The sequence below is a fragment of the Mycobacterium sp. IDUB_36 genome (genome assembly GCF_055419225.1).
This window is the reverse complement of sequence record NZ_JBVAXH010000001.1, coordinates 1,349,736-1,367,778: the sequence shown is the minus strand read 5'-3', so window position 1 is coordinate 1,367,778 and position 18,043 is coordinate 1,349,736. Positions and strand designations below refer to the sequence as shown.

Annotated in this window: 19 protein-coding genes and 1 pseudogene; 9 read left to right on the top strand and 11 right to left on the bottom strand. The window is 67.6% G+C overall.

The genetic code is table 11. The annotated features are described in order from the left end of the window. Position 1 precedes the first annotated feature (1 nt). The 4 genes from map (at position 2) to ACZYW1_RS06670 (ending at position 2,661) form a co-directional block, all read left to right on the top strand. A complete protein-coding gene (gene map, locus ACZYW1_RS06685) occupies positions 2–802 on the top strand; it encodes a type I methionyl aminopeptidase (RefSeq protein WP_463784284.1) in 801 nt (266 codons plus the stop codon). Positions 803–903: 101 nt separating this feature from the next. Then, the gene (locus tag ACZYW1_RS06680) at positions 904–1,395 is read left to right on the top strand and encodes a sigma-70 family RNA polymerase sigma factor (RefSeq protein ID WP_463787722.1); all 492 of its coding nucleotides are present in this window, start codon (positions 904–906) and stop codon (positions 1,393–1,395) included. Continuing rightward, entirely contained in the window at positions 1,392–2,099 is a 708-nt protein-coding gene (locus ACZYW1_RS06675; protein WP_463784281.1) for an anti-sigma factor family protein, read from the top strand. Before ACZYW1_RS06680 ends, ACZYW1_RS06675 begins: the two co-directional genes overlap by 4 nt. Positions 2,100–2,142: 43 nt before the next feature. Then, complete coding sequence (locus ACZYW1_RS06670) at positions 2,143–2,661, top strand: MarR family transcriptional regulator (RefSeq protein ID WP_463784278.1); 519 nt, start codon at positions 2,143–2,145, stop codon at positions 2,659–2,661. Here the strand turns inward: ACZYW1_RS06670 and ACZYW1_RS06665 are convergent. After that, positions 2,658–3,881, bottom strand: a complete 1,224-nt coding sequence (locus ACZYW1_RS06665; protein WP_463784275.1) for a GAF domain-containing sensor histidine kinase — start codon at positions 3,879–3,881, stop codon at positions 2,658–2,660. The two genes, ACZYW1_RS06670 and ACZYW1_RS06665, sit on opposite strands and share 4 nt — an antisense overlap. Next, positions 3,878–4,537 carry a response regulator gene (locus ACZYW1_RS06660; protein ID WP_463784272.1) on the bottom strand — a complete coding sequence of 220 codons (660 nt, stop codon included), beginning with the start codon at positions 4,535–4,537 and terminating at the stop codon, positions 3,878–3,880. Before ACZYW1_RS06660 ends, ACZYW1_RS06665 begins: the two co-directional genes overlap by 4 nt. Before the next feature lie 23 nt (positions 4,538–4,560). Between ACZYW1_RS06660 and ACZYW1_RS06655 the strand changes: the two genes are divergently transcribed. Further along, entirely contained in the window at positions 4,561–5,139 is a 579-nt protein-coding gene (locus tag ACZYW1_RS06655; protein WP_463784269.1) for an HAD family hydrolase, read from the top strand. Here the strand turns inward: ACZYW1_RS06655 and mmsB are convergent, their stop codons facing one another. Genes mmsB through ACZYW1_RS06640 form a run of 3 tightly spaced genes read right to left on the bottom strand, consistent with a single transcriptional unit; the run spans position 5,140 to position 8,732 of the window. Beyond that, positions 5,140–6,018: a 3-hydroxyisobutyrate dehydrogenase gene (gene mmsB, locus ACZYW1_RS06650; RefSeq protein WP_463784267.1), complete on the bottom strand. Its 879-nt coding sequence runs from the start codon at positions 6,016–6,018 to the stop codon at positions 5,140–5,142. Between the two features lie 11 nt (positions 6,019–6,029). Continuing rightward, a complete protein-coding gene (locus ACZYW1_RS06645) occupies positions 6,030–7,199 on the bottom strand; it encodes an acyl-CoA dehydrogenase family protein (protein ID WP_463787720.1) in 1,170 nt (389 codons plus the stop codon). Between the two features lie 12 nt (positions 7,200–7,211). Then, the gene (locus ACZYW1_RS06640) at positions 7,212–8,732 is read right to left on the bottom strand and encodes a CoA-acylating methylmalonate-semialdehyde dehydrogenase (RefSeq protein ID WP_463784263.1); all 1,521 of its coding nucleotides are present in this window, start codon (positions 8,730–8,732) and stop codon (positions 7,212–7,214) included. A gap of 97 nt (positions 8,733–8,829) precedes the next feature. Here ACZYW1_RS06640 and ACZYW1_RS06635 point away from each other — a divergent pair, with 97 nt between their 5' ends. Continuing rightward, entirely contained in the window at positions 8,830–9,675 is an 846-nt protein-coding gene (locus ACZYW1_RS06635; protein ID WP_463784262.1) for a helix-turn-helix domain-containing protein, read from the top strand. Between the two features lie 7 nt (positions 9,676–9,682). Beyond that, positions 9,683–10,501 carry an SAM-dependent methyltransferase gene (locus ACZYW1_RS06630; RefSeq protein ID WP_463784260.1) on the top strand — a complete coding sequence of 273 codons (819 nt, stop codon included), beginning with the start codon at positions 9,683–9,685 and terminating at the stop codon, positions 10,499–10,501. A gap of 83 nt (positions 10,502–10,584) precedes the next feature. On the opposite strand, the pseudogene ACZYW1_RS06625 reads toward ACZYW1_RS06630, so the two are convergent. The 3 genes and pseudogenes from ACZYW1_RS06625 to ACZYW1_RS06615 all read right to left on the bottom strand — a co-directional run. Next, a pseudogene (locus tag ACZYW1_RS06625) lies at positions 10,585–10,929 on the bottom strand (DUF732 domain-containing protein); the annotation flags it as partial. A gap of 10 nt (positions 10,930–10,939) precedes the next feature. Further along, positions 10,940–12,343 carry a PPE family protein gene (locus tag ACZYW1_RS06620; protein WP_463784258.1) on the bottom strand — a complete coding sequence of 468 codons (1,404 nt, stop codon included), beginning with the start codon at positions 12,341–12,343 and terminating at the stop codon, positions 10,940–10,942. Between the two features lie 12 nt (positions 12,344–12,355). Beyond that, complete coding sequence (locus tag ACZYW1_RS06615) at positions 12,356–13,684, bottom strand: PPE family protein, SVP subgroup (RefSeq protein ID WP_463784256.1); 1,329 nt, start codon at positions 13,682–13,684, stop codon at positions 12,356–12,358. Between the two features lie 633 nt (positions 13,685–14,317). On the opposite strand from ACZYW1_RS06615, the gene ACZYW1_RS06610 reads away from it, so the two are divergent. After that, positions 14,318–14,617, top strand: a complete 300-nt coding sequence (locus ACZYW1_RS06610; protein WP_293000790.1) for a PE family protein — start codon at positions 14,318–14,320, stop codon at positions 14,615–14,617. A 102-nt stretch (positions 14,618–14,719) separates the two neighbouring features. After that, positions 14,720–16,144, top strand: a complete 1,425-nt coding sequence (locus tag ACZYW1_RS06605) for an HNH endonuclease signature motif containing protein (protein ID WP_463784252.1) — start codon at positions 14,720–14,722, stop codon at positions 16,142–16,144. 16 nt (positions 16,145–16,160) lie between these two features. Here ACZYW1_RS06605 and ACZYW1_RS06600 read toward each other — a convergent pair whose 3' ends face one another. The 3 genes from ACZYW1_RS06600 to rfbB are packed head-to-tail and all read right to left on the bottom strand — an operon-like array spanning position 16,161 to position 18,038. Then, complete coding sequence (locus ACZYW1_RS06600) at positions 16,161–16,388, bottom strand: deoxyribodipyrimidine photolyase (protein WP_463784250.1); 228 nt, start codon at positions 16,386–16,388, stop codon at positions 16,161–16,163. A 50-nt stretch (positions 16,389–16,438) separates the two neighbouring features. Next, the gene (gene rfbC / locus ACZYW1_RS06595) at positions 16,439–17,041 is read right to left on the bottom strand and encodes a dTDP-4-dehydrorhamnose 3,5-epimerase (RefSeq protein ID WP_463784248.1); all 603 of its coding nucleotides are present in this window, start codon (positions 17,039–17,041) and stop codon (positions 16,439–16,441) included. Position 17,042: 1 nt separating this feature from the next. Beyond that, positions 17,043–18,038, bottom strand: a complete 996-nt coding sequence (rfbB, locus tag ACZYW1_RS06590; RefSeq protein WP_463784247.1) for a dTDP-glucose 4,6-dehydratase — start codon at positions 18,036–18,038, stop codon at positions 17,043–17,045. Between the last annotated feature and the right edge of the window lie 5 nt (positions 18,039–18,043).

Below are 18,043 nucleotides of genomic sequence, written 5' to 3'. Positions count from 1 at the left end.
GGTGATCGGCCTGGCCGGCCTGCGCACCCGCAAGGTGGTGCCGCAACGCAGCGCCGCAGAACTCGACGCGATGGCCGCGGCCGGCGCCGTGGTCGCCGCGGCCCTGGCGGCGGCACGCGAAGCCGCCGTCCCCGGAGCCACGACCCACGACCTCGACCAGATTGCCGAGGCGGTGATCCGCGACGCCGGCGCCACGCCGTCTTTCCTCGGCTACCACGGCTACCCGGCGTCGATCTGCTCCTCGGTCAACGACCGTGTCGTGCACGGAATCCCGTCGGCGGCTGACGAACTCGCTGCCGGCGACCTGGTCTCCGTCGACTGCGGCGCGATCCTGGACGGTTGGCACGGCGACGCCGCGATCACCTTCGGCGTCGGCCCGCTGATTGCCGCCGACGAACTGCTGTCGCAGGCCACCAGGGAGTCCATGGAGGCCGGGATCGCCGCGATGATCCCCGGCAACCGGCTGACCGACGTCTCGCACGCCATCGAGACCGCGACCCATGCCGCCGAGGCCCGCTACGGGCGCACGTACGGCATCGTCGAGGGCTACGGCGGTCACGGCATCGGCAGGCAGATGCACATGGACCCGTTCCTGCCCAACGAAGGAGCTCCCGGCCGCGGTCCGCTGCTGGCCGCCGGATCGGTGCTGGCGATCGAGCCGATGCTGACGCTGGGCACCCGTAAGACCGTGATCCTGGACGACCAATGGACGGTCGTCACCGGAGACGGCTCGCGCGCGGCGCACTGGGAGCACACGGTGGCTGCCACCGACGACGGGCCCCGCATCCTGACGCTCGGCTGAACCAAACGGACACCGACTTCGTGTCATCACCGAGAAGCTGGTGATCGGGAGGTGTTCGGGTGAGTCGATCCACCGGCACTACTGACGCCGAAACCGCGTTGATGACGTCGCTGTATCAGGAGCATGCAGCGCCATTGTGGCGTTTCGTGCTCCGGCTGACCGGCGATGCCAGCCGCGCGGAGGACGTCGTGCAGGAGACGTTGTTGCGGGCGTGGCAGCACCCGGAGGTGATCGCCAATCCGGAACGCCCACCGCGGGCCTGGCTGTACACCGTGGCCCGCAACATCGTGATCGACGAGACGCGCAGCGCCCGGTTCCGAACAGCGGGGGGCTCGCTGGACGAGCCGGGCGTGCCGGAGCGGGCCGCTCCGGACGAGGTGGACGCGGCGGTGGACCGGCTGCTGATCGCCGACGCGATGGCGCAGATGTCGGCGGATCACCGGGCGGTTGTCGAGCGGGCCTACTACCGGGGCTGGACGACGGCACAGATCGCCGCCGACCTCGACATAGCGGAGGGGACAGTGAAGTCGCGACTGCACTATGCGGTGCGGGCTTTGCGACTGACAATGCAGGAGATGGGGGTAACACGATGAACACGACCCACGGTTTCAGTCCGCCGGGTGACGAGTTCGCCACCTGGGACGCGGCTTACGTGCTCGGGTCGCTGACGGCCGCTGACCGGGTGGCCTACGAGGCGCACCTGACCGGCTGTGCGTCATGCCGGGCGGCCGTCGACGAAATCAGCGGGATGCCCGCACTTCTGGGCAAGCTCGACGGTGACGTGGTGGCCGCGATGGACGATGTCCACGACCTCGACGCGCCGCCGAACATGTTGCCGGGGTTGATGTTTGCCGTTCGCCGGCGCCGCCGTCGCTCGCGTGCGGTGGCCTGGTCGCTGGGGGCGGCGGCCTCGGTACTGCTGGCGATCACGATCCTGGTGGGCGTGTCGAACCACTCGCCGACGACTCCGCCTCCGCACGCGAGCGTGTCCGCGCAACCGATGGCCCAGGTCGGCACCACGGCGCTGGCCTCGACAGTCGCTCTCAGCGGCCAACATTGGGGCACCTCGATCGACCTTCGATGCGTGTGCCTGGCCCCGGTGAATGCTCGTCATGACCGGCTGGCGATGATCGTCGTGGGCCGCGACGGCAGCCAGACCCAGTTGGCGACCTGGGTGGCCGAGCCGGGTCACACGGCGAACACCGCCGGCAGCATCTCCACCCCGGTCGACCAGATTGCCGCGGTGCAAGTGGTTTCCGCCGACACCGGAGCGGTGCTGCTACAGCGTTCGTTGTAGCCCCAACGCCCGCATCGTCGCGACCGGGCTGGTATGAAAAGGCGTGGCCCCATCCAGCGACCGCGGCAGAGCGGACAACCGCGACCCGATCGCCGTCGCGCGGGTCAACTGGGAGCGCGCCGGATGGGGCGGTGTCGCCGAAGGCATGGTCGCGGTGACCTCGGTGATGCGGGCCCACCAGATTCTGCTGGCCCGGGTCGAGAATGCTTTGCGGCCTTACGATTTGAGCTTCTCCCGGTTCGAGCTGCTGCGGCTGCTGGCATTCAGCCGCAGCGGGGCGTTGCCGATCACCAAAGCGTCCGACCGGTTGCAGGTGCACGTCACCAGCGTCACCCACGCCATCCGCCGGCTCGAGGCCAACAATCTGGTCCAGCGGGTGCCGCATCCGACCGACGGACGGACCACGCTGGTGCAGATCACCGATCTCGGCCGATCGACCGTCGAGGACGCCACCGTCACGCTCAACGAGCAGGTGTTCGCCGACATCGGCATCTCCGAACACGAGTCGCAGGCGCTGGTGTCGTCGATCGAGACGCTGCGGCAGAACGCCGGCGACTTCTAGTCGATCGGCGAGGGCACCGGAATCGTCGCGGTGACGGCCGTCCCGGAGCCGGGCCGCGACCGGATGTTCAGCGTGCCGCCGACCAGCTCGGCGCGTTCGGCCATCGACAGCACGCCGTAACCACCCATCTCGTCGCTACCCAGCGGATTCTCGAAGGTGTCGAAACCTATTCCGTTGTCCACGATTTCGAGCCGGGCGGTGGCTTCTGCGACCGTGAAGCGCAGCCGTGCCACCGACGCGTTGGCGTGTTTGACGATGTTCTGCAGGCCCTCCTGGGCGATGCGGTACAACGCGATCTCGATGTGCTCGGGCAGCCGCACGTCGGCCAGGTCGAGTTCGCTGTCCAGCTGCGGAATCGACCGGGCCAGGCTGGCCAGACCGCCGGCCAGGCCCAGGTCGTCGAGCACCGGCGGGCGCAGCCCGCTGATCGCCACCCGCGCCTCGCCCAGCGTCAGGCCGACCAGCTCGCGGGCTTCGGCGAGTTGGCTGGAGGCCTCGGTCGGATCGGTACCGATGGCCCGCGCCGCCGCGTCGAGCCGGTAGGACAGCGTGATCAGGCGCTGCGAGATGCCGTCGTGGATGTCGCCGGCGACCCGGCGGCGCTCGATCTCCTGCGCCTCGATCACCTGCTCGACGAACAGCTCATGGGCGCGCTCCCTGGCCACCAACCGTCGGTGCAGCCGAGCTTGGTGCATGGCGCCGGCGATGAGTCGGCCGATCACCCGCAGGAGTTCGACGTCGCCGTCGGTGAATTCGCGCCGGGCGACCGTGTGCACGTTCAGCACGCCGACCAGCCCGCCCGGATCGGTCTCCATCGGCATGGACACCATCGAGGTGAAGTCGCGTCCGCGCAGCGACTGGATGGGCAGATAGCGGGGATCGGCCTCTTTGTCGTCGGTGATCACGACCGGCTCACGATGCCGCGCCACCCAGCCGGAGATGCCGGATCCCAACGGCAGCCGGATCTTTCCCACCGACGCGTCGAACGGCGGAGTCGCGCCGGCCAGCGTCAGCGAGCGGTCGCCGTCGTCGAGCACGTGCACGAAGCACACGTCCGCTCCGGTGGCCGCGGTGATCATCCGCGCCGCGGCGGCGGCCAGCGGCTCGACGCCGGGTCCACTGGATGCGGCCTGGATCAGTTCGCGCAGCAGTGCCAGTTCGCGATCGGTGTCGACGAGGTCGTGCACGGCGTTCGAGCCCCGCCGCGAGGTGGTGCTCACTGGTAGATGCCTTCGCGCAGAGCCGTTGCCACCGCGCCGGTGCGGTCGTTGACCCCCAACTTGCGGTAGATCGAACGCAGGTGGCTCTTGACCGTCTCCTCGCCGATGATCAGCTTGCCCGCAATCCCCCGGTTGGACAGCCCGTTGACCATGCACGACAGGATCTCGCTCTCGCGCTGCGTCAGCCCCTGCCGGGCGCCCGGCCAGAACTCGTCGCGTTGCATCCGGGCCGCGGTGTCGGCCGCGCGCGCCGCCATGCCCGGATCGATGACGGTTTCACCCCGGTACGCCAATTCGAGCTGACGGACCAGCTCGTCGCTGTTGATGCTCTTCAGCAGGTAACCGCTGGCACCGACGCGGAGTGCTTGATACAGGTACTGCTCGTCGTCGTAGACCGACAGCATCACCACTTTGCGGTCCGCCCGCCGCTCGAGCAGCATCTTGCACAGGTCGAGGCCGCTGGAGCCCTGCATACGCACGTCGGACAGCACGACGTCGGGTTGCAACTCGTCGACGACCTCGACGGCACGGTCGACGCCCACCGCCTGCCCGACCACCTGCACCCGGTCCTTGAAGGCGGTCAGCATCGCTTTGAGGCCCTCGATCACCATCTCGTGGTCATCGACGAGTACGACGCGCACCGGCGCAGAAATCATGGCAACACCCTAGGAGGAGGCAGGTGTTTGATCATCCGAATCCCCCTAATGGGGGAGGCTGGGCCGTGGCGATCCGGGGCACCCTGTGTGACGTGCGAGCCAACGGATCGATTCGTCCTGCCCGGACGTTCTGGTGGGATCGGGAAGCCCGGACCGACGCCGACCAACTGCGGGCGGTGATCTTCGACGCCGACTCCGCGCTGGATGCCATCGATTCCGACAGCGACGAGTCGGCCAGGACGGAATTGATCGACGCGGTGATGAGCCTTTTCGTCGCCGGTATCTGGGTGAGCGTGGTGAGCGCCCGACCGCGTGCCCAGGTGGAGACCATGGTGCGCCGGCTGCTCGGCGACGGTCTCGTCGAGACCATCGTGACCATCGACGACTTACCCGAACCCGATGGGGGACTGGCCTGTCGGAGCGAGTTGTACCGGCTGGCGTTGTGGGAGATGGGCATCACCGCGCGCGATGCGCTCGCCGTCACCGGCGGCGTCACCGCCCCGGCCGCGACCGGATTTCCCGCCGTCCATGTCGCGGAGCGGTTGTCGGCGGCCAGTTGCCAGCAGGCGCACCGGCGTTGGTGGATCCGCCGGGCCGCCTGATTAGCGCAATGTCTCGATGATCGCGCTGAAGTCCTTGTCGCCGTAAGCAGTTGCGAATTTCGCGTAGAGGTCGGCGGCGTGGGTACCCAGCGGCGCGGTCGAGCCGGTCGAGGTGACCGCGTCCATCGCGAGACCGAGGTCTTTGTTCATCAGCGCCGTGGCGAAGCCGGGCTGGAAGTCGTTGTTGGCCGGCGACGTCGGAACCGGGCCGGGCACCGGGCAATTGGTGTGCACCGCCCAGCAGTTTCCGGTCGCACCGGTGATCACGTCGAACAGCGCCTGTGCCGACAGCCCGAGCTTGTCGGCCAGCACGAACGCCTCGCCGATGGCAATCTGGTGCACGGCCAGCACCATGTTGTTGCAGACCTTCGCGGCCTGGCCGGCTCCGGCGCCGCCGCAGTGAATGATCTTGCCCGCCATCGGTTCCAGCACCGGCCGGGCCCGCTCCAGCGCCGCTGCGTCGCCGCCGACCATGAAGGCCAACGTGCCCGCGACCGCTCCTTTGACCCCGCCGGACACCGGGGCGTCCAGTTGGACCACACCGCGTGAACCGGCCAGCGCATGGACCTCACGGGCATCGTCGACGGAAATGGTTGAGCTGTCGATGAACAACGTTCCTTCGCCGACGGCCGGCAGAATCTCGGCGTAACACCGCTTCACCAGGTCGCCGTTCGGCAGCATCGTGATCACCACGTCCGCTCCGGTGGCTGCTGCCGCGCCGCTGTTCAACACCTCGATGCCGTTGGCGGTCGCGGCCTCGACGGCGGCGGGCACCGGATCGAAGCCCCGCACGGTGTGGCCGGCGTCGACCAGGTTCTTCGACATGGGGCCGCCCATGTGACCCAATCCCAAGAACGCGACAGTGAATGTCTGTGTCATCTGGCCCCTACCTAGGCGCTGGCGCGGACTCGGGCTGCCTCGGCTCGGCCGATGACCACCCGCATGATCTCGTTGGTGCCCTCGAGAATGCGGTGCACCCTGAGGTCGCGCACGATCTTCTCCAGACCGTACTCGCGAAGATAGCCGTAGCCGCCGTGCAGTTGCAGAGCCTGGTCCGCGACCTCGTAACACGCGTCGGTGACATACCTTTTGGCCATCGCGCACAGTTGGACTTTGTCCTCGGCGCCGTCATCCAGCGCTGCGGCCGCCCGCCACAGCATCAGTCGCGACGTTTCCAGCGCGGTGGCCATGTCGGCCAGGGTGAAGCGGATGGTGGGCTCATCGAGCAGGGGAGCGCCGAACGCTTCGCGGTGGGCGACGTAGGTGGCGGCTTTGTCGTAGGCGGCCTGCGCGCCGCCCAACGAGCACGCCGCGATGTTGATCCGGCCGCCGTTGAGGCCGTTCATCGCGATGCCGAACCCGCCGCCCTCGCCGTCGACGCCGCCGAGCATCGCGTCCGCGGGCACCCGCACCCCGTCCAGGATCACCTGCGCGGTGGGCTGCGCGTTCCAGCCCATCTTCTCCTCGTGCGCACCGAAACTCAGCCCGGGCGTGCCTTTTTCGACGATGAACGCCGAGATGCCGCGCGGTCCGGGCTTCTCGCTACCACCGGTCCGGGCCATCACCACGTAGACGTCGGAGGCTCCCGCCCCGGAGATGAACTGCTTGACGCCGTCGAGCACGTAGTCGCCGTTGCTCTTGACGGCTTTCGTGCTCAACGCGCTGGCATCCGAGCCGGCGCCCGGCTCGGTCAGGCAGTAGCTGGCGATCGCGTCCATCGTTGCCAGTCGCGGTATCCAGTCCTTGCGCTGTTCGTCGGTGCCGAACGCGTCGACCATCCAGGCGCACATGTTGTGGATCGACAGGAACGCCGCGGTGGTCGGATCGGCGGCGGCCAGCTGCTCGAAGATCCGCACCCCGTCGAGGCGACGCAGTGCGCTGCCGCCGACATCGTCGCGACAGTAGATCGCCGCCATCCCGAGGCTCGCGGCCTCCCGCAGCTCGTCGACCGGAAAGTGGTGTGTGGCATCCCATTCCAGGGCATACGGGGCCAGCTTCTTGGCGGCGAACGCGGCGGCCGTCTCGGTGATGACCCGTTCGTCGTCGTCCAGACCGAACAATTGCATCGCCGGCTACTTCATCGTCGGGATGCTGAATTCGGCTCCGTCTTTGATCCCGGACGGCCAGCGCTCGGTAACGGTCTTGGTCTTGGTGTAGAACTGGATCGACGCGGGGCCGTGCTGGTTGAGATCGCCGAAGCCGGACCGCTTCCAACCGCCGAAGGTGTGATAGGCCACCGGCACCGGGATCGGCACGTTCACTCCCACCATGCCGACCTGCACGCGGGACACGAAGTCGCGGGCGGCGTCGCCGTCGCGGGTGAAAATGGCCACCCCGTTGCCGTATTCGTGCTCCGAGGGCAACCGCAGCGCGTCTTCGTAGTCGTGCGCCCGGACGATGCACAGCACCGGGCCGAAGATCTCGTCGGTGTAGATCGACATGTCGGTGGTGACGTTGTCGAACAGGGTGGGCCCGATGAAGAAGCCCTTTTCCAGGCTCTGGTCGTCGAAGGTGAGTTCGTCGGTGGCGCGTTCGCGGCCGTCGACCACCAGGTCGGCGCCCGCCTCGACGCCCTGACCGATGTAGTCGCGCACCCGCTTGAGTGCGGCCTCGGTGACCAGCGGACCGTAGTCGGCCTTCGGGTCGAGGCTGTGTCCGACCCGCAACTGGTTGATCCGCTCAACCAGCCTGTTACGCAACCGGTTAGCGGTATCTTCGCCGACCGGCACAGCGACGCTGATCGCCATGCACCGCTCACCCGCGCTGCCGTAGCCGGCGCCGATCAACGCGTCGACCGCCTGGTCGAGGTCGGCGTCGGGAAGTATCACCATGTGGTTCTTCGCACCGCCGAAGCACTGCGATCGTTTGCCGTTGGCGGCCGAGGTCTCGTAGATGTACTGCGCGATGTCGGAGCTGCCGACGAAACCGACCGCTTCGATGTCGGGGTGATGCAGGATCGCGTCGACCGCTTCCTTGTCGCCCTGGACCACCTGGAACACCCCGGCCGGCAGGCCGGCTTCGAGAAACAACTCGGCCAGGCGCACCGGTACCGACGGGTCACGCTCAGAAGGCTTGAGAATGAACGCATTTCCGCATGCGAGCGCCGGCCCTGCCTTCCACAGCGGGATCATCGCCGGGAAGTTGAACGGGGTGATACCGGCGACCACGCCGAGCGGCTGGCGAATGGAGTAGACGTCGATTCCGGTGCCGGCACCCTCGGTGAACTCACCCTTGAGCAGATGCGGAATGCCGATGGAGAACTCGATGACCTCGATGCCGCGCTGTATGTCGCCGCGTGCGTCGGGGACCGTCTTGCCGTGCTCCAGCGAGAGCAGTTCGGCCAACTCGTCGACGTTCTGGTTGACCAGATCGACGAACCGCATCATCACCCGGGCGCGCCGCTGCGGATTGAACGCCGCCCACTCGCGCTGCGCCTTCTTGGCGGAGGCCACCGCGGTGTCGACGTCGGCTGCCGACGCCAGCAGCACCTGCGCCTGCACCTCGCCGGTGCTGGGGTTGAGGACGTCGGCGGTTCTGGTGGACGCGAGATCGCTGCGGCGTCCGTCGATGAAGTGCGGAATCTTTTGAGTCATGTTGTCCCTCGGACATAGAAAAGTAAGCGCGTTGGTTACTAGGACATCCTAGTAAATGGGCCCGACCGGTGGCAAGCGGCTGCGTTATCGTCGCTGGATGAGCGGCGTCTGCATGTACCGGCCGACGTCCGCGCTGGCCGACTACACCGAGATCGTCGGGCATTGGCAGGCTCCGATCGGATACCGCAGCCGGGCGCTGCCGCGCGGGGCGGTCACGGTCATCATCGACGTCGGTCAACGACAGCGGGTGGACTTCTACGCCGCCGATGGTGTCACCAGGCTGAGTGTCCCGCCGGCTTTCGTCACCGGCTCGCACACCGATTCGTACGTGTCGGAGATGCCCGCTGACGAGCCGGCGATGGCAATCCATTTCCGGCCCGGCGGCGCGTACCCGTTCCTCGGGATCCCGTTGGGCGAACTGGAGAACGGCTCCGTCGGCCTCGACGACATCTGGGGCCGCGACGGCGCCGAGTTGCACGAGCGGCTTATCGACGCGCCGACGGCGGCGGCACGGTTCGCCATCCTGGAGGCCTTCTTGCTGACGCGGCCCTGGTCGTCGGTGCGACGGCATCCCGCCGTTGCGGCCGCGGTCGCGGCGATCGAAGCCAACCCCTCGATCCGGATGAGCGACATCCGCGACCTGGTGGGCATGACCACCAAGCGACTGATCGCGGTGTTCCGCGCCGAAGTCGGTTTGTCACCCAAGGCCTATGCGCGTATTCGCCGGCTGCAGGCAGCTCTGCGATTGCTCGGCACGATGAACGGGGCCCGGGTGGCGGCCGAGGTCGGCTACTTCGATCAGGCCCACTTCGTCCGGGAATTCCGGACTTTCACCGGGATGACGCCGACCCAGTACGCCGAACAGCCGCTCGTACTGCCCAGCCATGTACCCGTCATCCAGCGGCACAAATATCCAAGACCGCCGGCCGGCGCGCACCCATGATCGTGGGATGGACGACGCCAAACATGCGGTAGCGGCGACGGGCTTGCTCGTCGCGGCGATGCGCGCCGAGGAATCCCGGCGCGACGACCCGCTTTTCGATGACCCCTTTGCCGACCGACTGGCGGGTGCCGACGGCCGGCAACTGCTTGCCGAAGCGACCGCGGAGACGGGGCAGGCGTCGGCGGCAATCGTGGTGCGCACCAAGCTGTACGACGACGCGCTGCTGCGGATGTCCGGCGTGGAGCAGGTGGTGATCCTGGCCGCCGGGATGGACGCCCGCTCGTTTCGGCTGCCGTGGCCCGACGGCACCACGGTCTTCGAAATCGACCAACCGCAGGTGATCGCGGCCAAAGAAGCGGGTCTCGGCGGAGAACGGCCGCGCTGCCGGCGCGTCGCGGTCGGTGCCGATCTGGCCGGCGACTGGACGAAAGCGCTTGTCTCGCAGGGGTTCGATACTTCAGCGCCGACCGCTTGGACGATCGAAGGACTGCTGCAGTATCTGCCTGCGACCGACGTCGAGCGGCTGTTCGCGCGCGTCGACGGGCTGTCCGCGCCGGGCTCCGCGCTACTCTACGACGTGGTCGGCACGGCGCTACTGCAAGCACCGTTCTCCGCGGCCACCCTGGCGTACATGGAAAAGCTGGGCGCCCCATGGGTTTTCAGCAGCGACACCCCAGCGGATCTGGTTGAGCGCCACGGCTGGACCGCGACCGTCACCGACCTGGCCGTCGCCGGCCACAAATGGAAACGTTGGGCACATCCGCCGGTTCCGGCTGACGTACCCAACGCTCCGCGTGGCTATTTCGTGCAGGCGGTCAAGGCCTAGCCACCACCACCGCCGCCGCCTTTCATGACCGCCGTCTCGTCTTCCCCGGTGCCCTTGCCCGGGGCGTTGCCCTTCAGGTATTTCTTGCCGGGTTCCTTTTCCTCATCGAGCTGCTTCGGGCAGTACGCCTTCGCCGAGATCGTGGCGAACTGAGCGGCGCCGTTCTCGGTCAGCGACGGGTTGCTCTCCTGTAGGTGCTGGATCAGGTGCAGACCACCCATCCCGTTGTGCAGTGCTCCGCAGACGGCCTGGCCGGCGCTGACGGCTTGACCCTCGTCGGCGAAACCGATTCCCACCTTTTTCAGGTCGGCGATGAACGAGCCGTTGTTCTCGTCGCCGGCCGGCTCGTCGAGGCCGGGTTCGGCATGCGCCGGCGCGGCGAGCATCAGTCCAAGCGACACCCCGAGTAGGGCAAGTAGTTGTTTCATGTGATCCTCCTCATCCGGTTTCGGCTGCGGCCTTCGCGACCGCTTCGGTGGCTTTGCCGTCGGTCAGGTGCACGGCGTGAATGCCCGGCTTGGTCGACAGCTTGGCGACCAGATCGTCGAGCCCGGCCTCGTCGACGTTCCAGTGCTGCACCTCATCCGGAGACTCCTGCAGCTTCGCGATGACCTTGTCGAGCGGTACTGGACCCTGCTTGCGGGGCGCTGCGACCTTGGCCCGCACCCCCGTCGAGCTGACGACCCGGGACGCCGGGCTGCCCAGTGCGCCACCTGCGAGGCTGCCCAGGCTGGCCTGGTTCAGCGCGCTCAGCGGGACCTCCATCGTCGGAGCCGCCGTCGCAGCAAAAGCCCCATCCGGCAACGACGTGGCGGCCAGCCTGATCGCCGGTGTGGCACCGGCCCAACTCGGCGGCACGGACAGCTTGCCGATGGTGTGCGCGCTGCCGATCGCCGCCGACGCCGCCTTTGCTCCGATACCGAGGCCACCGAGATGGCCGGGGGACGACAGGCCGGCGCCCAGCGAGCCCAGGCCGACGCCGTGGCTCCACGGCTGGTAGATGAAGAAGTTCTTCCACTGCGAGATACCCAGGCTCTGGGAGCTGTTGATGACGTTGGTGTAGGTGGCCTGGCTGCCCACGTTGTTCGCGAATGTCAACACGCTCTGGTACGCCGACGAGATGCTTGAGCCGCCCGGGATCGCATTGAACGCGTTGGTGAAGAAGTTCGTATAGGTGCTGTTCAAGCTGGTCAGCGCTGTCGAGAACGAGTTCAGGTTGGTCTCGATTGCGGTGAGGACCCCGGAGGGGTCCAACGGAGCTACCGCGGCAGCCTGGGTGGCGGCGGCCTGTGCTGTCGTCCCCGCGGCGTTGGTGGTCTGCGGCGCTTCGGTGAAAGAGCCCAACCCGGTGGTCGCCGACTGCGCCGATGCGGAGTAGCCGGTGATGGCGGCTACGTCCTGGGCCCAGAACTGGGCGTACTCGGCTTCGAGGGCCGCAATGGCCGCATTGTATTGACCGAAGATGTTCGCCGGCACCAGCTGCAGTAGCTGAGCGCGGTTCGCCGCTATCTCGGCCGGCGGCACGGTCGCCGCCAATGCCGCTTCGTAAGCGCCGGCCGCGGACCGGGCCTGGCCGGCGGTCTGCTCGGCCTGTCCCGCAGTCGTCCCCAGCCATGCTACGTACGGCTGTGCGGCCGCTGCCGCGGCCTCCGCCGACGGACCAGTCCAGTCGCCACCCACCAGGCCGGCAATCGTAGACTCGAATTGCGTTGCCACCGACTGCAATTCACCGGCCAACGCGTCCCAGGCAGCTGCAGCGGTCTGCAACGACTCCCCACCGGGACCGGAGTAGATCTTGGCGGAGATGAGCTCCGGCGGTTGCGCTGCAAAATCGAAAACCATTGCTGAATCTCCTTATTCCGCGCTCGGCGGGATCACGATGATGGTGGCGGTGGTGGCGATTTCGTCGGTAGCGACCGCGCCCGGCACGCGATAGCCCTGGCCCACAGCCGCCCGGGTCGCGGAACCGCCGATGGCCCGGCCGGCCAGGCTGGACAGCGCCGTCTGGCCGAACATGCCGGGCTGAGCCAGGCCCATCTCCGGGGCGGCGTCGACCGCGCTGGCTTCCATCTCGGCGGCAACGGAGCGGACGGCCGGCGTCGCGGCCGCCCAATTCTGCGGCACCGACAAGGCGCCGATGGTGCTGGCCCGGCCCGCCAAAGCCGTTGCCGGGGCGAAACTCTGGGTGGAGCCGCTCAGCAAGCCGCTGTGCAGCAGCGGCGACAGCGCTCCCGTGATGGGCGTCGGGTGGAGCAGCGGGCCGATGCCCTGGATACCCGTACCGAGGCTCGGGATACTGATCGAGGCCTGGTAGAAGCTCCTGACGACACCGCCGGTGTACCCCAGTGGGGTGAACGGCCCAGAGAGGAACGTGCTGATGCTGCCGTTGATGGCAGTGAAGAACTTGGAGATGCTGGACAGCCCGCCCGTCACGTCCGGTGGCAGGGATGCCGTGAGCGCGGGTATGCCGAGCGAGTTGATGAATGCATTCTGCGCATTCGTCAACTGGGTGCCGAAGTTCAGGATCTCGGTGTTCAGCGACCCCCATTGGGTGTTCAGCTGCGTCAGGTAACTCAAGAGGTCGCTGGTCGCGTCGGCGGGCTGCGCGGCGGCCGCCTGGGCGGTTGACGCCGCTTGACTTGCCTGGCCGCTGGCGTTGGTGGTCTGCGGCGCTTCAGCGAATGACGTCAGCTGGGTGGCGGTGCTCGCTGCTCCTGCGTAGGCGTACATCGCCCCGGCGTCTTGCGCCCAGAACTCGGCGTAGGCGGCCTCGGTGGCTGCGATCGCCGGGGTGTTGATGCCCAGGAAGTTGGTGGCGACCAGTGCGGCCAGCAGCGCCCGGTTGGCCTCGATCACCGGCGGCGGGATGCTGGCGGCGAACGCCGCCTCGTAGGCAGCCGCCGCGGCCTGGGCCTGGGCTGCGGTCTGCTCGGCTTGTGCGGCGGTGGTGCTCAGCCAATCGATGTAGGGAGCGGCCGCGCTGGCCGCCGCCGTCGACGACGGTCCGGTCCAGCTCGAACCCAACTCGGTGATCGTGGCCGTATAACCGGCCGCCGTGGTCTGCAACTCGCTCGCCAGTGCATTCCAGGCCGTGGCGGCCGCAATCAGCGGCGCCGATCCCGGTCCGGTGTAGATCCTGCCGGAGTTGATCTCCGGCGGTAGCGCTCCAAAATCGAAAACCATCCGTGTGCCTCGCTCCGGGTGAGTGGGTCGTCAGTGAGTGCTGCGCGCTGTCCCAGCGCTGAGCGGAATTGGTTTGACGAAACGTCCGGGACAGCTGGCAATTGAGTGCAAACCGGCTGGCAGCTACCTGGATCTTTTCGTAGATGGAAGGTTATCGACGTTCGCGAAAACCGGCGTGCGCCAACGACGCTCGGTTGGCCCCGACACCCCCGGTCAGGCGCCTCACAGGAACCGCTGCGAAGCGATGAATTTGGCCTGAAATACTGCCGATGAGCTGCAGAGAAGCCCGGCTGGACGCAGGTCGCCGGCCGCGGGGCGGGCGGTGAACGGTTGGTGGCCTAGATTAAAAATCTGGACATCCAAAATGCCGGACTCGGCGACCAGCGTTAATGCACCGGCAGATTCTTACTCCCGCCTGCGATCCGCGGCGGGTGCGTGCCGCCGCGGAAGTCGGCGTTTCACCAGGCCAAGGCCCTTTCCGGGGCAAGCGACTGGCGTTTCGCTGTCGACATGCGCACTGAACCTGGACCCGTCGCCCCGTTTTCCGGCATAGTTGGGTCATACAGTCTTGGCCACAAGCCACGGTTATCCACTCCGCGACCTCGTGGAGTTCGCACCTGAGGAGACACGCCCATGTCATTCGTGACCACCCAGCCCGAAGCCCTGAGCTCGGCAGCAACCGCCCTGGGCGGTATCGGCTCATCGTTCTCCGCGCAGAACGCCGCCGCCGCCGCACCCACCACCGGTGTCGTGCCGGCCGCCGCCGACGAGGTGTCGGCCCTGACCGCCGCGCAGTTCGCCGCGCACGCGCAGCTGTACCAGGCTGTCGCCGCGCAGGCCCAGGCGATCCATGAGCAGTTCGTCAACACGCTCGGGACCAGCGCCGGTTCGTACGCCGCCACCGAGGCCGCGAACGCCGCATCCGCGGGCTAGCCACCACCTATCTTCATCTGTCGGCCGGGCACCGTGTGGTGTCCGGCCGATGGCTTTCCTGGCGCATGGTTTCTGTCGGACCCGCTCGGTAGAGTCGAATGTATGTTCGATGACGCCGCGTCCGCAGTGCAGCGGTTGCAGGCCGCCGTGCGAGCGGAGAATCGCGCGGCCGGTGAGCGGCTGGCCGTCATCGGAGAACTCGACGTCATGTGGCTGCGCGAGGCCGGCGAGCGTGAGACGTGGTGTAGCGACACCCACGAAGCGATCACCGCGGAAGTGGCAGCGGCACTGAGCATCACGCGGGGGTTGGCGACGAGCTACCTGGAGTATTCGCGGGCGATGCGGTTGCGGGTGCCACGGGTGGGCGCGCTGCTGGTGGCCGGTGACATCGATTACCGGACGTTCAGGACCGTCGTGTATCGGACCGATCTGATCACCGACCCCGACGTGCTGGCCGCGGTCGATGCGTCGTTGGCCGTCAGGCTTGCGCGATGGCGTGGCGTCACCCAGGGGCGACTGGGCGGATACGTCGACCAGGTCGTGGCGCGCGCGGATCGTGATGCGGTGCGGCGTCGACGGGAGCGCCGCGGTGATCGCGAATTCGCCATCTGGGGTGACGAGGCCGGTCTCACTGAGATTTTCGGGCGACTGGTCACCACTGATGCGCACGCCGTCGACGCCCGCTTGGACGCGCTGGCTGCCACGGTTTGCGCCGACGATCCTCGCACGCGCAACCAACGCCGCGCTGATGCCATGGGCGCCATGGCCGTCGGGGCCGACCGGTTGAACTGCCTTTGCGGACAACCACATTGCGCCGCCGCCGCGACACCGGTGCCGAGCCCGGTCGTGATCCATGTGATCGCCGAGCGGACCGCGCTCGACGGTACCGACCCGGCTCCGGGCTCACTGATCGGCAGTGACGCGCTGATCCCCGCGAGGCTCCTCGCCGACCTCGCGCGCTCGGCCCGGTTGCGGCCGCTGGTCCATCCCGCGGACGCCGCACCGGAACGCCGTTACGTGCCCTCGCACGCATTGGCCGACTTCGTCCGGTGCCGCGACCTCACGTGCAGGTTCCCCGGTTGTGAACAGCCCGCCACCGCTTGCGATCTCGACCATACGACGCCCTATGGCGACGGTGGGGCCACTCACGCGTCCAACCTGAAATTCCTGTGCCGACTTCATCATCTGATGAAGACATTCTGGGGCTGGAGCGACCGCCAGCTTCCCGACGGAACCCTGATCTGGTCTTCACCCTCGGGGCAGACGTACGTCACCACACCGGGGAGCGCGTTGCTGTTCCCGCAACTCTGTGCGCCCACGGGCGGGCTCGAGCAGTCCGCCCGCCGGTCGCGATGCGTCGACCGGACCGCGATGATGCCCCTGCGCCGCCGAACCCGCGCCCAGAACCGCGCGCGTTACCTTGCGACCGAGCGCCGGCGAAACCGGGAAGCGCGCAGCCGAACCCAGCACGCCTACCACGGTTGGTCCGAGCCGCTTGTCGCCAACGACGAGCCGCCGCCCTTCTAGGACGGCCGGGCCGCGCCTACTTCTTGGACGGGATCACGGTCACCACGATCAGCGTGATGATGCTGAAGAAGAAGCCGAGAATGCCCCATCCGAAAGGGTTGCGGCCCTTGAAAGCTGCGATGGCGCCGCAGACGATGGCGGCGATGAAGCCGCCGATGAGTACAAAGATGCCTTTGATGCCCCGCAGGATGAACCCCGCGGCTTCGGGCTGGCTGTAGCTGGCCAGCAGTAGTTGGTGGAGCATGTCGACCTCCTCGATGAGGAAAAGGTGTAGGTACCCCGGTCGGCCCGGCTCTAACCGCCCCGGAGGCCCCGCGTGAACGCCTGGGCCTCTTCCCACGTCGGCAGCAGCCCGGCGGCCCGCACCTCGTCCAACGACGGCGCCGCGGCGTCCCGGTCCGAGATCACCAGCTCGTGCCCGTCCGGCCATTCGATGGCCAACGCCGGATCGGTTGCGGCGATGGTGTGTTCACGCTGTGGGCTGTATTCCGCCGAACACAGATACATCACCGTCGAATTGTCCTGCAGCGCAAGGAAACCATGCGCCAAGCCCTCGGAGAGATATACCGAATTGTGGCTGTGGTCATCCAGCACCACCGCGTCCCATCGGCCGAAAGTCGGCGAACTCACCCGGATGTCGACCACGACGTCGAATACCGAGCCGGACAGGCACGTCACGTATTTCGCCTGACTCGGCGGCAGTTCGGCGAAGTGCAGCCCGCGCAGCACGCCGGCCGCCGAGACCGAGCAGTTGGCCTGACGAACATCGAGCCGATGTCCGGCGAAGGCGGTGAAGTCCCGGTCGGTCAGCCATTCGAAGAACAGCCCGCGCGAATCGGGATGCACTGCGGGCGTGATCTCCCACGCGCCGGCAATGTCGAGTTCGCGGATGTCCACGTCATTGCCCCCACTCTTCGTACCGCGCCTCGACGGCATCCTTGAGCGGCCGCCACCACGACTCGTGACACCGATACCAGTCGATCGTGGCGCGTAAGCCACCGTCGAAGTCGACATGCGAAGGCTTCCAACCCAATTCGTCGCGAAGTCGGGAAGGGTCGATCGCGTAACGAAGGTCGTGGCCGGCGCGGTCGACGACGTGATCGAAGTCGTCGGGATCGCGATCCATCAGCTCCAGCAGAGTGCGCAGCACCGTCAGGTTGTCGCGCTCGCCGTCGGCGCCGATCAGATAGGTCTGCCCGGTGCGGCCGTCGTCGAGGATGCGGCGGACCGCGGCGTTGTGGTCGTCGACGTGAATCCAGTCCCGCACGTTGGCGCCGGTGCCGTACAGCTTCGGGCGTCGGCCGGTCAGCACGTTGGTGATCTGCCGCGGAATGAACTTCTCCACGTGCTGATAGGGCCCATAGTTGTTGGAGCAGTTGGAGATTGTCGCTCGCACGCCGTAGGAGCGCACCCAGGCGCGCACCAGCATGTCGGCGGCGGCCTTGGTCGACGAGTAGGGGCTCGACGGGTTGTACGCGGTGGCCTCGGTGAAACGATCCGCGGCGTCCAGCGACAGATCGCCGTACACCTCGTCGGTGGACACGTGATGCAGCTGGACCCCATGCCGGCGCACCGCCTCCAGGATGGTGAACGTCCCGATCACGTTGGCCTGCAGGAACGGCGCCGGGTCGGCCAGTGAGTTGTCGTTGTGCGTCTCGGCCGCGAAGTGCACCACCGCGTCGCTCTCGGCAACCAAGTCCGTCACCAGGTCCGCATCGGTGATGTCGCCCTGTATCAGCCGGATGTCGCCCGCGACGGGAGCCAGCGATTCACGGCTACCCGCATAGGTCATGGCGTCCAGCACCGTCACCGCGTCGGCCGGATGGTCGCGCACGGTGGCGTGCACGAAGTTGGCGCCGATGAAGCCAGCGCCACCGGTGACCAGCAGCCGCATGCAGA

What these genes read in the sequence shown, in the direction of transcription:
- ACZYW1_RS06620 (WP_463784258.1), bottom strand. Translation starts at nt 12,343, where the DNA reads ATGGTTTTCGATTTTGCAGCGCAACCGCCGGAGCTCATCTCCGCCAAG.
- ACZYW1_RS06675 (WP_463784281.1), top strand. Translation starts at nt 1,392, where the DNA reads ATGAACACGACCCACGGTTTCAGTCCGCCGGGTGACGAGTTCGCCACC.
- ACZYW1_RS06680 (WP_463787722.1), top strand. Translation starts at nt 904, where the DNA reads ATGACGTCGCTGTATCAGGAGCATGCAGCGCCATTGTGGCGTTTCGTG.
- ACZYW1_RS06600 (WP_463784250.1), bottom strand. Translation starts at nt 16,388, where the DNA reads ATGCTCCACCAACTACTGCTGGCCAGCTACAGCCAGCCCGAAGCCGCG.
- ACZYW1_RS06640 (WP_463784263.1), bottom strand. Translation starts at nt 8,732, where the DNA reads ATGACTCAAAAGATTCCGCACTTCATCGACGGACGCCGCAGCGATCTC.
- ACZYW1_RS06635 (WP_463784262.1), top strand. Translation starts at nt 8,830, where the DNA reads ATGAGCGGCGTCTGCATGTACCGGCCGACGTCCGCGCTGGCCGACTAC.
- ACZYW1_RS06660 (WP_463784272.1), bottom strand. Translation starts at nt 4,537, where the DNA reads ATGATTTCTGCGCCGGTGCGCGTCGTACTCGTCGATGACCACGAGATG.
- ACZYW1_RS06630 (WP_463784260.1), top strand. Translation starts at nt 9,683, where the DNA reads ATGGACGACGCCAAACATGCGGTAGCGGCGACGGGCTTGCTCGTCGCG.
- mmsB (WP_463784267.1), bottom strand. Translation starts at nt 6,018, where the DNA reads ATGACACAGACATTCACTGTCGCGTTCTTGGGATTGGGTCACATGGGC.
- ACZYW1_RS06610 (WP_293000790.1), top strand. Translation starts at nt 14,318, where the DNA reads ATGTCATTCGTGACCACCCAGCCCGAAGCCCTGAGCTCGGCAGCAACC.
- rfbB (WP_463784247.1), bottom strand. Translation starts at nt 18,038, where the DNA reads ATGCGGCTGCTGGTCACCGGTGGCGCTGGCTTCATCGGCGCCAACTTC.
- ACZYW1_RS06615 (WP_463784256.1), bottom strand. Translation starts at nt 13,684, where the DNA reads ATGGTTTTCGATTTTGGAGCGCTACCGCCGGAGATCAACTCCGGCAGG.
- ACZYW1_RS06605 (WP_463784252.1), top strand. Translation starts at nt 14,720, where the DNA reads ATGTTCGATGACGCCGCGTCCGCAGTGCAGCGGTTGCAGGCCGCCGTG.